The 17,967-nt window shown below is 73.0% G+C and carries 16 protein-coding genes and 1 pseudogene; 4 read left to right on the top strand and 13 right to left on the bottom strand.

Annotated elements, in window-relative coordinates; genetic code table 11:
- Positions 1–96 precede the first annotated feature (96 nt).
- Both ACFU7Y_RS06445 and ACFU7Y_RS06450 read right to left on the bottom strand, forming a co-directional pair.
- Positions 97–804 (bottom strand): N-acyl homoserine lactonase family protein, encoded by a 708-nt coding sequence (locus tag ACFU7Y_RS06445; RefSeq protein WP_380766656.1) that lies wholly within the window; start codon positions 802–804, stop codon positions 97–99.
- 58 nt (positions 805–862) lie between these two features.
- The gene (locus ACFU7Y_RS06450; protein ID WP_049652743.1) at positions 863–1,321 is read right to left on the bottom strand and encodes an Lrp/AsnC family transcriptional regulator; all 459 of its coding nucleotides are present in this window, start codon (positions 1,319–1,321) and stop codon (positions 863–865) included.
- A gap of 226 nt (positions 1,322–1,547) precedes the next feature.
- Between ACFU7Y_RS06450 and ACFU7Y_RS06455 the strand changes: the two genes are divergently transcribed.
- Both ACFU7Y_RS06455 and ACFU7Y_RS06460 read left to right on the top strand, forming a co-directional pair.
- On the top strand, positions 1,548–2,177 hold the full coding sequence (locus ACFU7Y_RS06455; RefSeq protein ID WP_224280559.1) for a LysE family translocator: 630 nt from the start codon (positions 1,548–1,550) through the stop codon (positions 2,175–2,177).
- Positions 2,178–2,199: 22 nt separating this feature from the next.
- A complete protein-coding gene (locus tag ACFU7Y_RS06460) occupies positions 2,200–3,723 on the top strand; it encodes a CoA transferase (protein WP_224280557.1) in 1,524 nt (507 codons plus the stop codon).
- 156 nt (positions 3,724–3,879) lie between these two features.
- On the opposite strand, the gene ACFU7Y_RS06465 is transcribed toward ACFU7Y_RS06460, so the two are convergent.
- Complete coding sequence (locus ACFU7Y_RS06465; RefSeq protein WP_224280555.1) at positions 3,880–4,539, bottom strand: HdeD family acid-resistance protein; 660 nt, start codon at positions 4,537–4,539, stop codon at positions 3,880–3,882.
- A gap of 159 nt (positions 4,540–4,698) precedes the next feature.
- On the opposite strand from ACFU7Y_RS06465, the gene ACFU7Y_RS06470 reads away from it, so the two are divergent.
- A complete protein-coding gene (locus ACFU7Y_RS06470) occupies positions 4,699–6,525 on the top strand; it encodes an NAD-binding protein (RefSeq protein WP_224280553.1) in 1,827 nt (608 codons plus the stop codon).
- Between the two features lie 154 nt (positions 6,526–6,679).
- Here ACFU7Y_RS06470 and ACFU7Y_RS06475 read toward each other — a convergent pair whose 3' ends face one another.
- From ACFU7Y_RS06475 to ACFU7Y_RS06495, 5 genes and pseudogenes are all read right to left on the bottom strand, one after another.
- Positions 6,680–7,465, bottom strand: a complete 786-nt coding sequence (locus tag ACFU7Y_RS06475; protein ID WP_224280551.1) for an enoyl-CoA hydratase — start codon at positions 7,463–7,465, stop codon at positions 6,680–6,682.
- A 126-nt stretch (positions 7,466–7,591) separates the two neighbouring features.
- Positions 7,592–7,798 (bottom strand): annotated as a pseudogene (locus tag ACFU7Y_RS06480) (2-oxo acid dehydrogenase); the annotation flags it as partial.
- Between the two features lie 131 nt (positions 7,799–7,929).
- Positions 7,930–8,604 carry a GntR family transcriptional regulator gene (locus tag ACFU7Y_RS06485; protein ID WP_224280567.1) on the bottom strand — a complete coding sequence of 225 codons (675 nt, stop codon included), beginning with the start codon at positions 8,602–8,604 and terminating at the stop codon, positions 7,930–7,932.
- Between the two features lie 86 nt (positions 8,605–8,690).
- Positions 8,691–9,764 (bottom strand): enoyl-CoA hydratase/isomerase family protein, encoded by a 1,074-nt coding sequence (locus tag ACFU7Y_RS06490; protein ID WP_224280549.1) that lies wholly within the window; start codon positions 9,762–9,764, stop codon positions 8,691–8,693.
- 213 nt (positions 9,765–9,977) lie between these two features.
- On the bottom strand, positions 9,978–10,631 hold the full coding sequence (locus ACFU7Y_RS06495; protein WP_224280547.1) for a TetR/AcrR family transcriptional regulator: 654 nt from the start codon (positions 10,629–10,631) through the stop codon (positions 9,978–9,980).
- Between the two features lie 99 nt (positions 10,632–10,730).
- Between ACFU7Y_RS06495 and ACFU7Y_RS06500 the strand changes: the two genes are divergently transcribed.
- Positions 10,731–11,504, top strand: a complete 774-nt coding sequence (locus ACFU7Y_RS06500; RefSeq protein ID WP_224280545.1) for an SDR family oxidoreductase — start codon at positions 10,731–10,733, stop codon at positions 11,502–11,504.
- 136 nt (positions 11,505–11,640) lie between these two features.
- Here the strand turns inward: ACFU7Y_RS06500 and fahA are convergent, their stop codons facing one another.
- The 5 genes from fahA to ACFU7Y_RS06525 all read right to left on the bottom strand — a co-directional run bounded on the left by fahA (position 11,641) and on the right by ACFU7Y_RS06525 (position 17,915).
- Positions 11,641–12,861, bottom strand: coding sequence for a fumarylacetoacetase (gene fahA / locus ACFU7Y_RS06505; protein WP_224280543.1), 1,221 nt, complete (start codon positions 12,859–12,861; stop codon positions 11,641–11,643).
- Positions 12,858–13,826, bottom strand: coding sequence for a hypothetical protein (locus tag ACFU7Y_RS06510; protein WP_380766657.1), 969 nt, complete (start codon positions 13,824–13,826; stop codon positions 12,858–12,860). Before ACFU7Y_RS06510 ends, fahA begins: the two co-directional genes overlap by 4 nt.
- Positions 13,823–15,025 (bottom strand): homogentisate 1,2-dioxygenase, encoded by a 1,203-nt coding sequence (locus ACFU7Y_RS06515; protein ID WP_224284934.1) that lies wholly within the window; start codon positions 15,023–15,025, stop codon positions 13,823–13,825. Before ACFU7Y_RS06515 ends, ACFU7Y_RS06510 begins: the two co-directional genes overlap by 4 nt.
- 81 nt (positions 15,026–15,106) lie before the next feature.
- On the bottom strand, positions 15,107–16,321 hold the full coding sequence (gene hppD / locus ACFU7Y_RS06520; RefSeq protein WP_224284933.1) for a 4-hydroxyphenylpyruvate dioxygenase: 1,215 nt from the start codon (positions 16,319–16,321) through the stop codon (positions 15,107–15,109).
- 232 nt (positions 16,322–16,553) lie between these two features.
- The gene (locus tag ACFU7Y_RS06525; protein WP_380766658.1) at positions 16,554–17,915 is read right to left on the bottom strand and encodes a phosphoribosyltransferase family protein; all 1,362 of its coding nucleotides are present in this window, start codon (positions 17,913–17,915) and stop codon (positions 16,554–16,556) included.
- Between the last annotated feature and the right edge of the window lie 52 nt (positions 17,916–17,967).

The following is a 17,967-nucleotide window of genomic DNA, read 5'->3' on the forward strand; positions in this document are numbered from 1 at the left end:
GTGCCCGGGCGCTGCGACCTCCGGCACGGGTGCCCGACCGGCTCCCACAGCCTCTCTGCCGGTGCTCCTGTGGCCGTCCGCCCGGAGCTCCCGCAGCTAATCGGTCTGCTCCCAGACCGCGTGGTCGTGCGCGAACAGCACCCGGTGCGGCCCGTGCTCCGCCACCCGGTCGAGCCAGGACCGGTAGCCGGGCAGCGGCGCGGGCACGCCCTCGCGCGCCGCCCGCCGGGCGAGGACCGCCTGTCCGTACTCGGAGGCGAAGTCGTACGCCTGCCCGGCGAGCAGGACCGGCCCGCTGCCCGGGCGGTCGACCAGCAGCGACTGGTGGCCCGCAGTGTGGCCGGGGGTGGGCAGCACCCTTACGCCCGGCCAGATCTCGGTCTCGCCGTCGAGCTCGCGGTATTCGGCGCCGGGGTAGTCGACCAGCGCGTCGATGGTGTACCCGCCGCGCCGGGCGGTGGCCAGCTCGTCCGCCTGGCCCAGAACGGGTGTGCCGGCGAACAGCGGGTTGCCTCCGCAGTGGTCGAAGTGCAGGTGGCAGTTGACTACCAGGTCGATGTCGGCGACGGCGACCCCGGCCGCGGCGAGCGCCTCCGGCAGTGGGCGGCGGACCGGGCGGTAGTGCGCCTCGGTCTCCGGCTCGCCGCCGCCGATCCCGGTGTCGAACAGCAGCAACCCCTCCGGACGCCGGACCAGGTACGCGAGCACCGGCTCCACGCGCGGCTCCGGGCCGCCCGCCTCGGCGGCCGGCCGGACGAAGTACCCCAGGTCGAGACGGCGGATCACGCGCAATTCAGCCCCCATGTCGCAGTGCGTCGCTCTGTCCCCGTACGGGCGGCCGCGCAGGCCCCCGGTTCGCACCCTACCCGCCGACCGGCAGCCCCCGATCGGCCTTCACCTGCTTCATCGTCAGGTGCGAGTTGACCTGCGCGATGCCCGGCAGGCCGGAGAGCACGTCGGTGATGAAGCGCTCGTACGCGGCGATGTCGGCCACCGCGATCCGCAGCAGGTAGTCGGGCTCGCCGAACAGCCGGTGCGCCTCCACCACCTCCGGCAGCTCGGCGACCCGGCGCTCGAACTCGGCGACCGTCACCTGGTCCTCGTGACGCATGGTGATCGTCACGAAGGGCTGGAAGCCGCGGCCGACCGCTGCACCGTCCAGCACCGCCCGGTAGCCGCGGATCACGCCGTCCTGCTCCAGTTGGCGTACTCGGCGCAGGCAGGGGGAGGGGGTGAGGTCCACCCGGGAGGCCAGCTCGGCGTTGGTCAGGCGCCCGTCCTGCTGGAGCTCGCGGAGGATCCTGCGGTCGATTCGGTCCATGGCGCAATATTCTGCCAAAACGCGGCTCCGACCAGCGCAAAGTGGCCATCGCGTGCCAGCCCCGTCCGGCTACCTTCAGTGACCGCACCGGCCACCGGGACATCCCGGCCGACCGCCGGGGCATGCCGGCCGACCACCGGGACAGCCCTCGGCCAAGCGCCGGGACAGCCCCGGCCGACCCGCCGGGCCCACACCACGACGAGCACGACAGGCCACGCCCACGCCCATGGACACCCACGCCCTCCTCCTCTTCCTCGGAGTCGACCTGCTGCTGGTCTGCACCCCGGGCCCCGACTGGCTCTACATCGCCGCCCGAGGCCTTGGCCAGGGACGCCGTGCCGCGCTGACCGCGGTCGGCGGGGTCTGCGCCGGGTACGCCGTCCACACCCTGCTCTCCAGCGCCGGACTGGCCGCCGCGCTGCGCGCCGTCCCGGCTGCCCTGCCCGTGTTGCGCCTCACCGGCGCCGCGTACCTGCTGGTACTGGCCGTCATGATGTTGCTGGCGCTGCGCAAGGGCGGAGGCGCCGCCGCCCTGACCGCGCCCAAGCCGCAGCCCACCGCGACCGTGCTGCGCCAGAGCATGCTGACCGCGTTGCTCAACCCGAAGGGGTTGCTGCTCTACCTCTCCCTGGTGCCGCAGTTCGTCGACCCGGACGCCGCGTTGCCGGTCGGCGGCCAGGTGCTCGCGCTCGGCTCGCTCAACGTACTGGCCTGCGCGGTGGTGTACGGGCTGGTCGCGCACGCCAGCGGGCGGCTCGGCGGCCGGTTCGGCGGCACCCCGCAGGCGGCCCGCCGGATGACCGTGGTCTCGGCGGTGCTGCTGATGCTGGTGGCGGGCGTCACAGCGAGCGCCTGAGAACGGGAGCACAATGCCGGGCATGACTGATCGTCCGTTGCCAGAAGGAACCACCGGAGCGGCAAGAAGCATCGGAACCGCCGGAACCGGCAGAATTGCCGGAACCATCGGAACCATCGGAACCGCCGAAGCCGCCGGACACGGCGGCCGATCGGGCGGCGAACGCGCCGACCGCCCCACCACCGACGGTCCCACCGCTGACGCCTGGGCAGCCCTGGGCGGATCGGCCGAACTGCTGGACCGGGTGGCCTTCCACGGCCCGGACGACGTCCTGCCCTCCGGCCTCCCGGTGCGCCGGCTCGCCCGGGCCACCGTGGCCGTCTGCTCGCTGGCCGCGGCCGAGCTCGCCGCCCACCGCAGCGGCGCGCCCGTCCCCGCCGTCCGGGTGGACCAGGGCGCGGTCGGCACCGCCTTCGTCAGCGAGCGGCACCTGACGATCGACGGCCGCACGCCGGTCAGCTTCGCCCCGCACTCCGGCTTCTGGCGCACCGCCGACGGCTGGGTGCGCACCCACGCCAACTACCCGCACCACCGCACCCGGCTGCTCTCCGCCCTCGGCCTCGCCGCAGACGCCGGGCCCGAGCAGCTCGCCGACACGCTCGGCAAGCTGCCGGCCGAGCGGATCCAGGAGCGCGCGTACGAGGCGGGGGCGCTCGCGGTAGCCGTCGCGCCGGTTGGCCCCGCTGTGCACCCCCTTGTGGAGCACCGGGACATCGGTGCCGCTGCCGGAGCCGCGCCGGTCCGGCCGCTCGGTGAGGCTCCGGTGGACCGGCCCGCCGCCGGGGTCCGGGTCCTGGACCTCACGCGGGTGATCGCCGGACCGGTCGCCACCCGCACCCTCGCCCTGCTCGGCGCCGACGTCCTGCGCGTCGACTCGCCCCGACTGCCCGAGGCCGAGGACGCCCACGCCGACACCGGCTTCGGCAAGCGCTCCACTCGCCTCGACCTTGCCGAGCCGGCCGACCGCGCCGTCTTCGAGGACCTGCTCGCCACCGCCGACGTCCTCGTCACCGGCTACCGGCCCGGCGCCCTCGACGCCCACGGCCTCGGCCCCGACGTGCTGTTCGCCCGCCGCCCGGACCTGATCCTCGTCCAGCTCTGCGCCTGGGGCTGGACCGGCCCCTGGGCCGACCGGCGAGGCTTCGACAGCCTGGTCCAGGCGGGCGTCGGCATCGCCGCCCACGAGACCGCCCCCGACGGCCGCCCCGGCGTGCTGCCCGCCCAGGCCCTCGACCACGGCACCGGCTACCTCATCGCGGCCGCCGTCCTGCGCTCCCTCACCGACCAGCGCACCCGCCGCCCCGGTGGCCGCCACCTGCGATTCTCCCTCGCCGGCACGGCCTCCTGGCTGCTGCACGGCATCGAGCAGGAGATGCCCCGGGGAGCCTCGTCCGAGCCGTACGACCCTTCCCGGTGGCTGGCCGAGACCGACTCCGCGTACGGCCGGCTGCGCCACGCCCTGCCGCCGATCGGGTACGAGGGGGCGCCCGCCGACTGGTCGCGCCCGCCGGGACGCTGGGGAACGGACGAACCGGTCTGGCTCTGACGGCCTCGGGCGAGCGCTGCCCGAGGCGCCCGGCAGCGTCGCCGTCATGACCGCGCACGCCGCCGACCACACCTGGTTCGAGGAGCGCTGCCCCGACCTGGGCGAGGCCTGCTGCCTCGCCCAGGTCCAGGAGGTGACGGCCTGCGGGACGTGCGGTCAGACCCCCGACGGGATCTGCTTGGCCCGGCTACGGACCTGGAACGCCGTCACGATCTCGATCAGGCCCAGGATCACCAGCCAGCACCCGGCCAGCACGGTCAGCGCGGTGATCGACTTGGCCGGCCACACCATCAGCAGCACACCGGCCAGGGTGTTGGCCACGCCCGCGAAGGCCTGCCAGCCCCGGGCGGGCATCAGCGGGTCGGAGATCACGGCGGCGAGCTGGGTGATGCCGCGGAACAGCCAGCCGATCCCGATCCAGAGCGCGAGCAGCAGCAGCGACTGCGCCGCACTGCGGAAACAGAGCAGCCCCAGCAGCACGCAGATCGCGCCGCTGATGAAGGCCAGCACCCGTAGCGCGGTGGTGGAGTGGGTGCCGAACGCGGCGACCAGCTGCACGATGCCGATCACCAGCAGGTAGAGGCCGAACAGCACGCCCACCACCAGGAGCGTCTCCCGGGGCCAGACGAAGACCACGATCCCGAGGGCGAGCGAGACGAGACCGGCGGCCAGCAGGACCTGCCAGGCGGCTTTGGCGAGCAGTCCGAGCGGGCCCTGGACCGGGGTACCGTCGGGGGTGATGATCGGAGGGGCCACGGTGGCGTACTCCTTGAGCTGGCGCCGGGCGACGGCTGACGTGCTGGTCGTGTGACGCACGACGGGTGGGGTCGGGTCGGCCGGCTGACGGGCAGGGAACGAAGCCCAGCCTCTGCGCGCCGCCGCCGGGCCGCGCGCCGGATTCGGCCGTTCGGGGGATCCGCCGCGGTTGCCGGAACGTCACCCTCCGGACACTTGCCGTCGATATCATCCGTCGGTATGACTTCTGAAGGGTGGGGGACCCCTCCGGTCGAGCCGATCAGCCAGCACTACATCGTCTGCGGGGGCAACGCGCTGGCGCACCGACTGGTCCTGGAACTCGTCGAGCACTACGAGGTCCCGGTCGTCGTCCTGGTCGCCGACCGGACCCGCGACCACGCGCCGCAGATCGAGCAACTCTCCGGAGTCGCAGCGGTCGTGGAGTACGCCAGCGTCACCGAGGAGGCGCTGCGCGCGGTGTCCATCGGCACCGCGCGCGGTCTCGCCCTGGTCGAGGGGAGCGATCAGGAGAACATCCACGCCGCACTCAGCGCCCAGAACCACAACCCGGACATCCGCATCGTGTTCCGGATGTTCAACCAGCGGCTCGGCGAGAACATCGAAAGGCTGCTCAAGAACGGTGCCGCGCTCTCCGGCTCCGCCACCGCCGCTCCGGCCTTCGCCTCCGCGGCGCTCGGGCGGCCCAACTCGGTGGAGATCGAAGGGCGTTACCTGCACATCGCGTTCGACGACGAGATCACCTCCGACCGGATCTGCGTGGTCGCCGACCACATCGACCGGCAGGACCTCGGCAGGATCCGGCTGCTGCCCGAGCAGCAGGGTGACTCGGCCGAATTCGTCCGGCTCGCCAGCGAGTTCGGCGACCGCGGGCCGATCCGGCCCGGTGGTGTACGGCGTGAACCGGCGTCGTCGGACCACCCCGCTCCGGAGGAGGAACCGGGCGGCCGGGCGGCGCTCCAGGTGCTGCGGATCGAGCCCCGGGAACCGACCGACTGGATGCGACGGCTGCGCTGGCGACTGCTCGACACCATGCGCTTCTTCACCAGCGCCCGGATGCGACTGGTGCTGCTCACCGCCCTCGCGGCGGTGCTGCTGGCCTTCGGGGTGCTCTGGTATCTCAACCGGAACTTCGGCTGGACCGTCTACATCGCGCTGCTCGACCTGGCCGGCGCCGCCCAGCCGGACCAGCTCTCCGACATCTCCGCCGGGACGGGCACCGGCGGGTTCTGGCAGCGGGTCGCGCAGGTGGTGATCACCATCTGCGGGATCACCTTCGCACCGGTCGCCACCGCCATCGCGGTCGAGGTGCTGGGCTCCGGGCGGCGCGGGCAGCCGCGCAACCCCGGGGCGGGCACCCGGGACCACGTCATCGTCGTCGGTCTCGGCAACGTCGGCACCCGGGTCGCGACCCAACTGCACGACATGGGCGTGCCCGTGGTCTGCATGGAGCGGGACCCGCAGGCACGCGGCATCGCCGCCGTGCGGGCGCTGGGGATACCGGTGGTGATGGGCGACGGCCCGTTCGAGCAGCAGCTGCGCCGGGCCCGGCTGAAGCACAGTCGGGCGCTGGTCGCGGTCAGCGGGGACGACGCCACCAACCTGGAGGCGGCCCTGGAGGCGCGCCACGGCAATCCCGAGGTCCGGGTGGTGGTGCGGCTGTTCGAGGACGACTTCGCGAGCCACTTCTACAAGACCCTGGACAACGCGGCCTCCCGGTCGGTGTCCTACCTGGCCGCGCCCGCCTTCGCGGCGGCGCTGATGGGGCGCGAGGTGCGCGGCATGCTGTCGGTGCTGCGGCACGTGCTGCTGATCGCCGAGCTGACGGTGGAGGACGGCAGCGGGTTGATCGGGCTGAACCGGCACGACCTGGAGGACCCGGGCGGCGTCCGGGTGATCGCCGTGCGCTTCGCCCACGGCGGGCAGTTGCAGTGGAACTTCCCCGACCGCACCCGGCGGCTCGCCCCGGGCGACCAGATCGTGGTCGCCGCCACCCGAAGCGGGCTCGCCCGGCTGAATACGGTGGCGGTGGAGGAGGGACAGGGCTGAGCGCGGCGGAGGGCTGACGCGCGGCGGGTGACGGCTGACGGCCGACGGCCGACGGTGCGCAGCGGCCGGCGAACAGCCGACGGCCGACAGAGTTCAGCTGACAGATTTCAACATCTGAAATCTGTCAGCTGTCACCTGTCGGCGTCCTCCGTCGTCAGCGGTTCCGGAACTCCGGCGGGCGCTTCTCGGCGAAGGCGGCCATGCCCTCCTTCTGGTCCGCCGTGGCGAAGGCCGCGTGGAAGAGCCGGCGCTCGAAGCGGACGCCCTCGGCCAGGGTGGTCTCGAAGGCCCGGTTGACGCTCTCCTTCATCATGATCGCGGCCGGAGCGGACATCGCCGCGACCGTCTCGGCGGTGGCCAGCGCCTCGGCCAGCAGCTGGTCGGCGGGGACGATGCGGGAGACCAGGCCGGCCCGCTCGGCCTCCTCGGCGCCCATCATCCGGCCGGTCAGGCACAGCTCCATGGCCTTCGCCTTGCCGACCGCGCGGGTCAGCCGCTGCGAGCCACCGATGCCGGGGATGACGCCGAGCTTGATCTCCGGCTGCCCGAACTTCGCGGTGTCCGCCGCCAGCAGGATGTCGCACAGCATCGCCAGCTCGCAGCCGCCGCCCAGCGCGAACCCGGCCACCGCTGCGATCACCGGCTTGCGCAGGGCGCCGAGCCGGTCCCACGGGCCCAGCCAGTCGTCCAGGTAGACGTCCGGGAACCGGTTGCCCTGCATCTCCTTGATGTCGGCGCCGGCCGCGAAGGCCTTCTCCGAGCCGGTGATGACCAGACAGCCGATCTCCGGGTCCCGGTCGAAGGCGGTCGCCGCGGCGACCACCTCGTTCATCAGCTGGGTGTTCAGCGCGTTGAGCGCCTTGGGCCGGTTGAGCGTGATCAGCCCCACCCGGCCCTTGCGCTCGACCAGGATCGTCTCGTAGGTCTCGGTCTCGGTCATCGCCGTCGACTCCCATTTCCGCTGCTCGGCGCCCGTGGGCGCGCCCTGACCACCCAACGATCTACGACGCGCCCCGCCTCGCGCCAGTCTTGGTATGCGAGACGCCGGTCACCAGGCCGCGGTGGGGGCGGAAGCCGAGCCGGTCAGGCGCTGCAGGTTGCAGTTGACGACGAAGGTGAGGTTGTCCAGCTGCTCCCGGGCGGCTGGCGGGAGCGCGGCGGTGGCCTCGGGCTCGTCCATCTCGCCGTCGCCGAGGAACGCCCACACGTGCGAGCCGGAGGTGTCCTTGATCCCGCGTGCGGTCAGGTACCGGTTGAACCGGCCCTGGTGGATCCATGGAACTCCATGGACCGTAGGCAGTGGCCTGGCGGTGCGTCAATCGGTACTGGCGGGTAGCTTGAGCGATGATCGATCATCTCTATGCGAACTTAAGGGGGCGGGGGAGGGGCGGCAGCGCGGGTGGTTCAGCCGGAGTGCCGACCGTCCTCGCGCGGGTCTCCCTCGTGCCGGTCTCCCTCGTGCCGGTCTTCGTGCCGGGCGTACTCCAGAACGTGCTCGGCCAGCAACCGTCCGACCTCCGGGTCCTGTCGCCGGAAGGCTTCGATCAGCGGCCGGTGGTCGGCGGCGTTCTCGTGCAGCTCCGGCCGGACCCGGTGCAGCGACAGCACCGTCCACACCTCGACCCCGAGGCCCTCCCAGGTCCGCAGCAGTGTCCCGTTGCCGGAGGCGGCCACGACCTCGCGGTGGAAGGCCACCCCGTGCCGGGCCTGGCCGAGTGCGTCGCCCGCCGCCGCGGCCGCCGCCATCCGCTCGGCGTGCCGCTCCAGCGCGGTGGTGTCCCCGGCCAGTCGGACCACCGCGGAGTCGGCGGCCAGCCGCTCCAGCGCGGCCCGCACCTGGTAGACCTCGCGCAGCTCGGCCGGGCCGATCTCGCGCACCCGCACACCCCGGTTGGGCTCGGCATCGAGCACTCCGAGCGTCTGGAGCGTGCGCAGTGCCTCGCGGACCGGCGCCTGGCTGACGTTCAACTCGGCGGCCAGGCGCCGCTCGACGATCCGGTCCCCGGGCTGCCAGCGGCCGTTCAGCAGGCCCTCCAGCAGCAGCCCGCGCACCTGCTCGCCCAGCGGTACCCGAGACAGCGGGTCGGTGTCGCCGGCCGGGGTCGGCGGCGGGAACGAGTGGTTCACGGCGGGCTCCAGGTGTGCCGGCGGGGGAGGGGCGGGGGTCACGCCAGGCCCAGTTCGTCACCCTCGCGCGGGGCGAGGAAACGGGCGACATCCGCCGCCGTCACCTCGGCGAGCGTGCCGGGCTTCCAGCGGGGGTTGCGGTCCTTGTCGATCACCTGCGCGCGGATGCCCTCGACCATGTCATGGCCCTCCAGCGCGGCGCAGGAGATCCGGTACTCCTGGTCGAGCACGGCCTCCAGCGAGGGGAGCGTACGGGCGCGGCGCAGCGCGGCCAGGGTGGTCTTGACGGCGGTCGGTGAGTTCGCGAGGACGGCTTCGGCAGCCTCCTTCGCCTCCGGGACACCGGAGTTCAGCAACTGCTCGACGATCTCCTCGACCGTGTCGGCCGCGTAGCAGGCGTCGATCCAGCCGCGTTGGGCGGCCAGTGTGGCGGGTGGCGCGGGCTCGGCGTGCGCGGCGACGAGGGCGGCGACCTCGGCGGTGGTGCTCCCGGTCGCCGCAGCGGTCCTCCGGCCCAAGGCGTCGAGCAGGTCCGGGATGCGTGGGGAGGGCACGAAGTGGTCCGCGAAACCGCACAGCAGGGCGTCGCCCGGGCCCATCGAGGCCGCGGTGAGCGCGAGGTGGGCGCCCAGCTCGCCCGGGGCGTGGGCGAGCAGCCGGCTGCCGCCGACGTCCGGGGCGATGCCGATCCGGGTCTCGGGCATCGCGATGGTGGAGCGCTCGGTGACGATCCGCACCGCGCCGTGGGCGGACACGCCGACGCCGCCGCCCATGGTGATGCCGTCCAGCACCGCGACGTAGGGCTTCGGGTAGCGGGCGATCAGCGCGTTCAGCCGGTACTCGTCGCGGAAGAACGCCCGGGTGCCGGCCCCGCCCGCCTTGGCGTCGTCGTGCATCGCGCGGATGTCGCCGCCCGCGCACAGGCCGCGCTCGCCCGCGCCGGTCAGCACGACGGCGCGTATCCGGTCGTCGGCGGCCCAGTCGTCCAGGGTGGTGCGCAGGGCGGTGACCATGCCGTGGGTCAGCGAGTTGAGCGCCCGCGGACGGTTCAGCACGAGCCGTCCGACGCCGCCGTCCAGGAACGCCTGGACCTCCGCCACCTCTGCGCTCATCGGGCCCGCTCCCGTCCCTCGGTGATGTCGACGTCGTGCGGAGTCCGCCGGGGCCTGGTGGCGCCCCTCGTCGTCCGGTGTTCGTTGCTGCCGGTTGCCGGCGGCTGCTGTCGGTTCTCGCCGGTTCCTGCCGGAACCCCCGGCGTCCACCGTACCGGGGGCGGCGGGCAGTTCTGATCACCGGGCCGGAGTGCGGGAGCGTGCGGCCGCGGTTCAGGGCCAGGCGCGCAGGGCGAGTTCGGCGGTGCGGGCCAGATCGGCGGCGGTGGCGCCGTCCCGGGCCTGCTGCGACATGCCCTGGAGGACCGTGCCGAAGTAGCCGGCCAGCGCCTGCGGATCGGCCTCGGGCGGCAGTTCGCCGTCCTGCCGGGCCTGGCGCAGCCGGGCCTCGAAGGTCCGCAGGTTCCCGTTGCGCAGCTCGCGCAGATGCTCCTGGATTCCGGCGTCCTGCGGGGTGACGTTGGTGGCGGCGGAGATGACCAGGCAGCCGGCCGGATGGGACGGGTCCGGGTAGATGGCCGCGGCCTCGCGCAGGATGCGGGCGAAGGCGTCGTACGCGGTGGGCGCCTCTTTCAGGGCGGCGGCCACGAACGCACCGGCCGGGGAGCGGCGGTACTGGCGGACCACCTCTTCGAACAGCGACTGCTTGTCGCCGAAGGCCGCGTACAGGCTGCCGGGGCGGATGCCCATGGCTGTGGTGAGTTCGGTGACGGAGGTGGCCTCGTAGCCGAGCCGCCAGAACAGCCGGGTGGCCGCGGCCAGCGCCTCGGCGCGGTCGAAGGCCGGCGGGCGGCCGCGCCGGGGGCGGCGCGGGGCGTCGGCTGCCTTGCCGTCGGGTGCCTCTGGTGCTGCGTACGCCTCTGCCATGCGCTGAATTTTAGAGCACTCGCTCAAGAAGTGTGTGCTAGCTTCTTTCTTGAGCGACCACTCAATAATTGTTTCCGACGTTGCAGGAGGGGCTCGGTCATGGGTGCGTACGGACTTCAGGGCAAGACGGCGCTGGTCACGGGCGGCAGCAGGGGGATCGGTCGGGCCATCGCCCGGAGGCTCGGGCGGGACGGTGCCACCGTCGCCGTCGGCTACGCCAGGGAGGAGGCGGCGGCGGAGGAGGTGGTGGCGGGCATCCGCGCCGACGGCGGGCGGGCGTTCGCACTGCGCGCCGAGCTCGGTCGGCACGGCGACGCGGCCTCGCTGTGGGCGGCCTTCGACGCGGAGATCGGGGCGCACGCGCCGGACGGCGGGGTGGACATCATCGTGAACAACGCCGGGATCGGGCGCAGTTCGGACCTCGAAACGCTGACCGAGGAGGAGTTCGACAGGGTGTTCGCGGTCAATGTCCGGGCGCCGTTCTTCGTGGTGCAGCACGGCCTGGGGCGGCTGCGGGACGGCGGCCGGATCATCAACATCTCCAGCGGCGTCGCCCGGCTGGCGATGCCTGAGATCATCGCCTACGGCGCGACCAAGGGGGCGCTGGACACCTTCACCCTCAACCTTGCCAAGCAGCTCGGCCCGCGCGGGATCACCGTGAACTCCGTCGCGCCCGGCTTCGTGGACACCGACGTCAACGCGGGCTGGCTGCGCGGCAACGCGGAGGCGGAGGCGTACGCGGCCTCGGCCGCCGCACTCGGTCGGGTCGGGCAACCGGAGGACATCGCGGACGTCGTCGCGTTCCTCGCCTCCGACGACGCGCGCTGGGTGACCGGGCGGGTGGTCGACGCCACGGGTGGGTCGGGGCTGTAGGCGCGGGGCGGGGCTGAGGACAGCGACGGGCCCAACGGATGACAGCTGACAGAAGATGAAATCTGTCAGCTGTCATCCGTTTGCTGTTATCTGTTCGCCGTTCGCTGTCCGCGGGCTGTCCGCTACGAGCGATCCCTCAGCCCCGCACGCGCCCCGAGACCTCGCCGAACCCGACCACGGTGCCGTCCGGCCCGGGTGCGGTGGCGGTGATGGTCACCTCGTCGCCGTCCTCCAGGAAGGTCCGGGTCGTCCCGTCCGGGAGCTTCAACGGCTCCTCGCCGTTCCAGGTCAGCTCGATCAGCGCACCCCTGGTGTCCCGCTCCGGCCCGCTGACCGTCCCCGAGGCGAACAGGTCGCCGGTGCGCAGCGAAGCGCCGTTGACGGTCATGTGGGTCAGCTGCTGCTGCGCCGTCCAGTACATGGTGGCGAACGGCGGCCGGGAGACCGGGTGCCCGTTCAGCCGGACCTCCATCGCCAGGTCCAGGCCCCACGGCTCGCCGCCCCGGTCGTCCAGGTACGCCAGCGGCTCGACGTCGCGCGCCGGCGGCGTGACCCGGGCGTGCTCCAGCGCCTCCAGCGGGACGATCCACGGCGAGACCGAGGTCGCGAAGGACTTGCCGAGGAACGGGCCGAGCGGTACGTACTCCCAGGCCTGGATGTCTCGCGCCGACCAGTCGTTGAGCAGGCAGACGCCGAAGACGTGCTCGCGGAAGTCGTCCAGCGGGACCGGCCGGCCCAGCGCCGACGGCGTGCCGACGACGAAGCCGACCTCGGCCTCGATGTCCAGCCGGCGCGACGGGCCGAAGGTCGGCGCGGCGTCGGTGGGTGCCTTGCGCTGCCCGTGCGGCCGCACCACGGGGGTGCCGGAGACCACGACCGTGCCCGCCCGCCCGTGGTAACCGATCGGCAGATGCTTCCAGTTGGGGGTGAGCGGCTCCGAGCCCGGGCGGAAGATCCGGCCCAGGTTGGTGGCGTGGTGCTCCGAGGCGTAGAAGTCGACGTAGTCGGCGACCTCGAACGGCAGGTGCAGCTCGACCTCGCCGGTCGGCAGCAGCGCCGGCGACAGCACCTCGCGGAAGGACTCGTCGGTGAGCCAGGTGGTGAGGTCGGCCCGCACCCGGGTCCAGGCCGGACGCCCCGCAGCCATCAGCGGGTTGAGCGAGTCCGCGTCCAGCAGCACCGAGGGAGCGCCGGCCGCGCGGGCGGCCGCCCCGGCGTCCAGCACGAAGTCCCCGACGCGCACGCCGATCCGGCGCCGGCCGGGCTGGTCGGCGGCGGTGAAGACGCCGTACGGCAGGTTGTGCACGCCGAACGGCGAATCCTGGGCGCTGGTGAGCCAGCTGCGGGGGGTGGTCAACGGTCCTCCTGGTGCAGTGGACTGGGCGACGACAGCAGGCCGAGCGCGGCCAGGTCGCCCAGGGGTTCGGCGATGCTACAGGTGCCGAACGCGGTGAACGAGTTGCGGATCACCGTAACCTGGCGGTCCGTCAGTGCACGTACCGCCTTGGCCAGTACCTCGCCGTCGCGCTCCGCCAGCACCGCCGCGGCCGCGGCCCGGTCGGTCTCCTGCGCGGCCAGCAGCACGTTCAGGAAGCCGTGGTGCTCGAAGCCGGTCTCCGGGTCGGTGTGCCGGACGGCGTTGTGCAACCCGGCCGTGCACTTGTACGGCAGTCCGCGCCGCGCGCAGCCGGTCAGGAAGGCGGCCAGCTCGTCCTCGTCCGGGAACGCCTCGGCGACCAGCCCGCCGGTGCGGAACTTCGCCCGGTACGGGCTGTCCACCAGCGCGTCCAGGACGGCATCCAGTCCGTCCCCGCGCAGGAGTTCGCGCGGCAGTTCGACGGCGGCCGGGACGTTCGGCGGCAGCAGCCGGTCCAGCGCGGCCACCGCCTCGGCGACGTCCCGGGTGGCCAGTTCGACGCCGGCCAGCTCGAACGGCGCGGCGGCGGCGAGCGCCGGGGCGAGCTCGGTGCTGCCCCCCGGCAGCACCAGCCCGACCTTGAGCGGCGGGTCGTCCGCCGCCGCCGAGTCGTCCGCCTCCGCCGTGCCCCTCCCGGCCGCGGCAGCCGCCACGGCCGCGGAACCCGCGGCCGTGGAAGGGCCGCCGGCCGTGGGGGGGTTCGCGACCACGTCGGCCAGCTCGCCCAGCCGGCCCGCCCCGCAGAGGAAGGGGCCGACCGCCTCGGCGTACCAGGCCGCGCGGTGCACCCGGTGCGCGGGCACCGCGTCGACGACCGGCAGGTTCCCCGGCGGGAACACCGCCGCGTCGTCGAACAGTCCGTGGAACAGCTCGGGGATCACTCCCCCCGAAGGCAGCGCGTTCATCGCCCGGGCCCCCGACCGGCCCAGGTCCAGGCATAGTCCGGGTCCTCGCCGGCCCGGCCGCCCTCGCCGAGCTCCAGCGGGCGGAAGGTGTCCACCATGACGGCCAGCTCGTCGAAGAACTCCGCGCCGATGCTGCGCTCGTACGCCCCCGGCTGCGGCCCGTGGGTGTGCCCGCCGGGGTGCAGCGAGATCGAGCCCTGGCCGATGCCGGAGCCCTTGCGGGCCGCGTAGTCGCCGCCGCAGTAGAACATGACCTCGTCGCTGTCCACGTTGGCGTGGTAGTACGGAACCGGGATCGACAGCGGGTGGTAGTCCACCTTGCGCGGAACGAAGTTGCAGATCACGAAGCCGTTGCCCTCGAACACCTGATGGGCCGGCGGCGGCTGGTGGATCCGGCCGGTGATCGGCTCGAAGTCCTTGATGTTGAAGGCGTACGGGTACAGGCAGCCGTCCCAGCCGACCACGTCGAAGGGGTGGTGCGGCACGGTGTAGCGGGTGCCCGCGATCCCGTTCGGGCCGCGGTGCTTGACCAGCACGTCGACGTCCCCGGGGGCGTCGACGACCAGTGGGCCGACCGGTCCGCGGAAGTCCCGTTCGCAGTACGGCGCGTGCTCCAGCAGCTGCCCGTACTTGGAGAGGTAGCGCTTGACCGGGGTGATGTGGCTGTTGGCCTCGATGCAGTACGCGCGCAGCGGCTCGTCGCCGGCCGGCACCCAGCGGTGGGTGGTGGCGCGCGGGATGATCACGTAGTCGCCCTGCCTGACCTCGATCGAGCCGAACACCGTCTCGACCGTGCCGGAGCCGGACTCCACGTACACGCACTCGTCGCCGAGCCCGTTGCGGTAGAGCTCGCTCGGGGCCCCGGCGGCGACGTACGAGATCCGCACGTCGCCGTTGCCGAGGACCAGCCGGCGGCTGCCGACGACGTCCGCGGACTTCCAGTCCTGGTCCGTGAACAGCTCGTGCAGCTTGAGGTGACGGGGGAGGAGCGGGTGGTTGGGCACCGTGGACTGGTCCGGCAGCTCCCAGGGCACCGCGTTGACCACCGCCGAGGGGATGCCCCGGTGGTAGAGCAGTGAGGAGTCCGAGGAGAACCCCTCTTCGCCCATCAACTCCTCGTAGTACAGCCCGCCTTCGGGGGTGCGGTGCTGGGTGTGCCGCTTGGGCGGGATGTTGCCCAGCTGCCGGTAGTACGCCATCTCCGTGGTCCTCCTCGACCGTATGGCAGAGATCCGTTGGGTGAACCGGTCAGAGACCCGTTCGTCGGAGCTCCTCGACGCTCACAGGTTGCCGCGCCGGTCCTGCTCGCGCTCGATGGACTCGAAGAGCGCCTTGAAGTTGCCCTTGCCGAAGCCGAGCGAACCGTGCCGCTCGATGAACTCGTAGAAGACGGTGGGGCGGTCGCCGATCGGCTTGGTGAAGATCTGCAGCAGGTAGCCGTCCTCGTCGCGGTCGACCAGGATGCCACGCTTCTTCAGCTCCTCGATCGGCACCCGGACCTTGCCGATCCGCTCGCGCAGCTCCGGGTCGTCGTAGTAGGCGTCCGGGGTGGAGAGGAACTCCACGCCGCGCGCCCGCAGCACGTCCACGGTGGTGAGGATGTCGTTGGTGGCGAGCGCCATGTGCTGGCAGCCGGGGCCGGTGTAGAACTCCAGGTACTCGTCGATCTGGGACTTCTTCTTGGCGACGGCCGGCTCGTTGAGCGGGAACTTCACCCGGTGGTTGCCGCTGGCGACGACCTTGGACATCAGCGCGGAGTACTCGGTGGCGATGTCGTCGCCGACGAACTCGGCCATGTTCACGAAGCCCATGACGCGGTTGTAGAAGGACACCCACTCGTCCATCCGGCCCAGCTCGACGTTGCCGACGGCGTGGTCGAGGGCCTGGAAGAGGCGCTTGGGGGAGCCCTCCGGGTGCTTCACCTTGCTCTCCGCGACGACGTAGCCCGGCAGGTAGGGGCCGTGGTAGCGGGAGCGGTCGATCAGGGTGTGGCGGGTCTCGCCGTAGGTGGCGATGGCCGCGCGGCGCACGGTGCCGTTCTCGTCCGAGACGTCGTTCGGCTCCTCCAGCACGGTGGCGCCGGACGCGCGGGCGTGCTCGATGCACTTGTCGACGTCCGGGACCTCCAGGGCGAGGTCGACGACGCCGTCGCCGTGGCGGCGGTGGTGGTCCAGCAGAGGGCTGCCCGGCTGGACGCCGCCCTTGATCACGAAGCGGCAGGAACCCGAGCGGAGCACGTACGCCTTGCGGTCCCGACGGCCGGTCTCCGGGCCGGAGTAGGCGACCAGCTCCATGCCGAAGACGACCTGGTAGAACTGGGCCGTCTGGGTGGCGTTGCCGACCACGAAGACGACCGCGTCCTGGGCCGTCACCGGGAACGGATCGGCGGCCGCGTCGTGCTCGACGAGGCCGACGAGGCGGCGCAGCTGGTCGGCGTCAAGACCGGCCTCGCGCTCCTCGGGGGTCAACTCAAGGGCGTGGGACTGCGGGGTCATCGCTCGTTCCTCCACTTCGGGCCTCGCCGTCGAGGCTTCCGCCGGGTCACGACCGCACCGCGAACGGGTGGGGCGGTGTGGTTGCGGAGAGCTTGCTACTGTCGGGATGGTTGGGCAACAGGTCGGATTTCGACTGCTCAATGTGTACAAGCTGGTCAGGAAATCCCGCTGTCGGCTGCGCAAAATGCGCTGCTGACCGGGAGTGATACACGAAGTCTGCGCAATGGGACGGTCACGCGCTTCCGCGGCCGGTGGGGCGCGGGAGGTGGCGGAGGAACCAGTCCGAGGCCAGCTCGGCGACCCGGTCCAGGGTCCCCGGTTCCTCGAACAGGTGGCTCGCGTGAGGCACCACCGCCAATGCGGTCTCGCAGCGCAGCCGGCTCCGGGCCTGCCGGTTGAGGTCGAGCACGGTGGAGTCCAGGGAGCCGACGACGAGCAGCGTCGGGGCGCGCACCCGGGCCAGCGCGTCGGGCGCGGTGAGGTCCGGGCGGCCTCCCCGGGAGACCACGGCGCGCACGGCCGGGCCCAGCTCGGCGGCGGTGTGCAGCGCGGCCGCGGCGCCCGTACTGGCGCCGAACAGGCCGAGCGGCAGGTCTCGGGTCTCGGGCACGACGGTGTCCGGGCCGCCCTCCGCGGCGCCCAGCCGCCGGGCGACGGCGGTCAGCCGGCCGCCCAGCAGCGTCACGTCGAACACGTTCCGCCGGTCGGGTTCCTCGTCCTCGGTGAGCAGGTCGAACAGCAGCGTGGCCAGACCGGTGCGGTTCAGGTACTCGGCGACGTGCCGGTTGCGCGGGCTGTGCCGGCCGCTGCCGCTGCCGTGCGCGAAGACGACGACCCCGCGCGCGCCGGCCGGGACGGTCAGCCGGCCCGCCAGGCCGACCCCGGCGACGGGCAGCAGCAGCTCGCGGTCCACCCCGGTGTTGGCCGCGGGCGGGTCGCCGCAGGCCTCGGCCAGCAGCCGCAGCACCTCCTCGTCCTCGGTCTGCGAGAAGTCGGCGTAGAACTCGCCGATCGCGTAGAACGGGGACGGTGTGTCGACGCAGACCAGCTCGTCGGCGACCTCGCCGAGGCGCTCGGTCCAGTCCGCGGGCGCGACCGGCACCGCGAGCACCACCCGGGCCGCGCCGTGCTTGCGGACGATCCGGCAGGCCGCCCGGGCGGTCGACCCGGTGGCGATGCCGTCGTCCACCACGACCACCGTGCGTCCGCGCAGGTCGGCTGGCGGCCGGTCGCCCCGGTAGCGGCGGGCCCGGCGCTGGAGCTCGGCGCGCTCGCGCCGCTCCACCTCGGCCAGTTGCTCGTCGGTGACCGCGGAGAACCGGATCACCTCGTCGTTCAGCACCCGGACGCCGCCCTCGCCGATCGCCCCCATGCCGAGCTCGGGCTGGTAGGGCACGCCGAGCTTGCGGATCACGCAGATGTCCAGCGGCGCGCCGAGCGCCGCGGCGACCTCGGCGGCCACCGGCACGCCGCCCCTCGGCAGCGCCACGATCACGGTGTCGGGGCCGGTCAGGTGGCCCAGGCGGGCGGCCAGTCGACGGCCCGCCTCGGTGCGGTCGGCGAAGTGGGTGAAGTGGGTTCCGGTGACGTGCATGACACGGCCTCCGGTTCCACCGTACGTCGTTCCGGCCGGCTCGGGGCGGTCA

It is taken from the genome of Kitasatospora sp. NPDC057542, from assembly GCF_042801945.1.
Taxonomy (GTDB): domain Bacteria; phylum Actinomycetota; class Actinomycetes; order Streptomycetales; family Streptomycetaceae; genus Kitasatospora.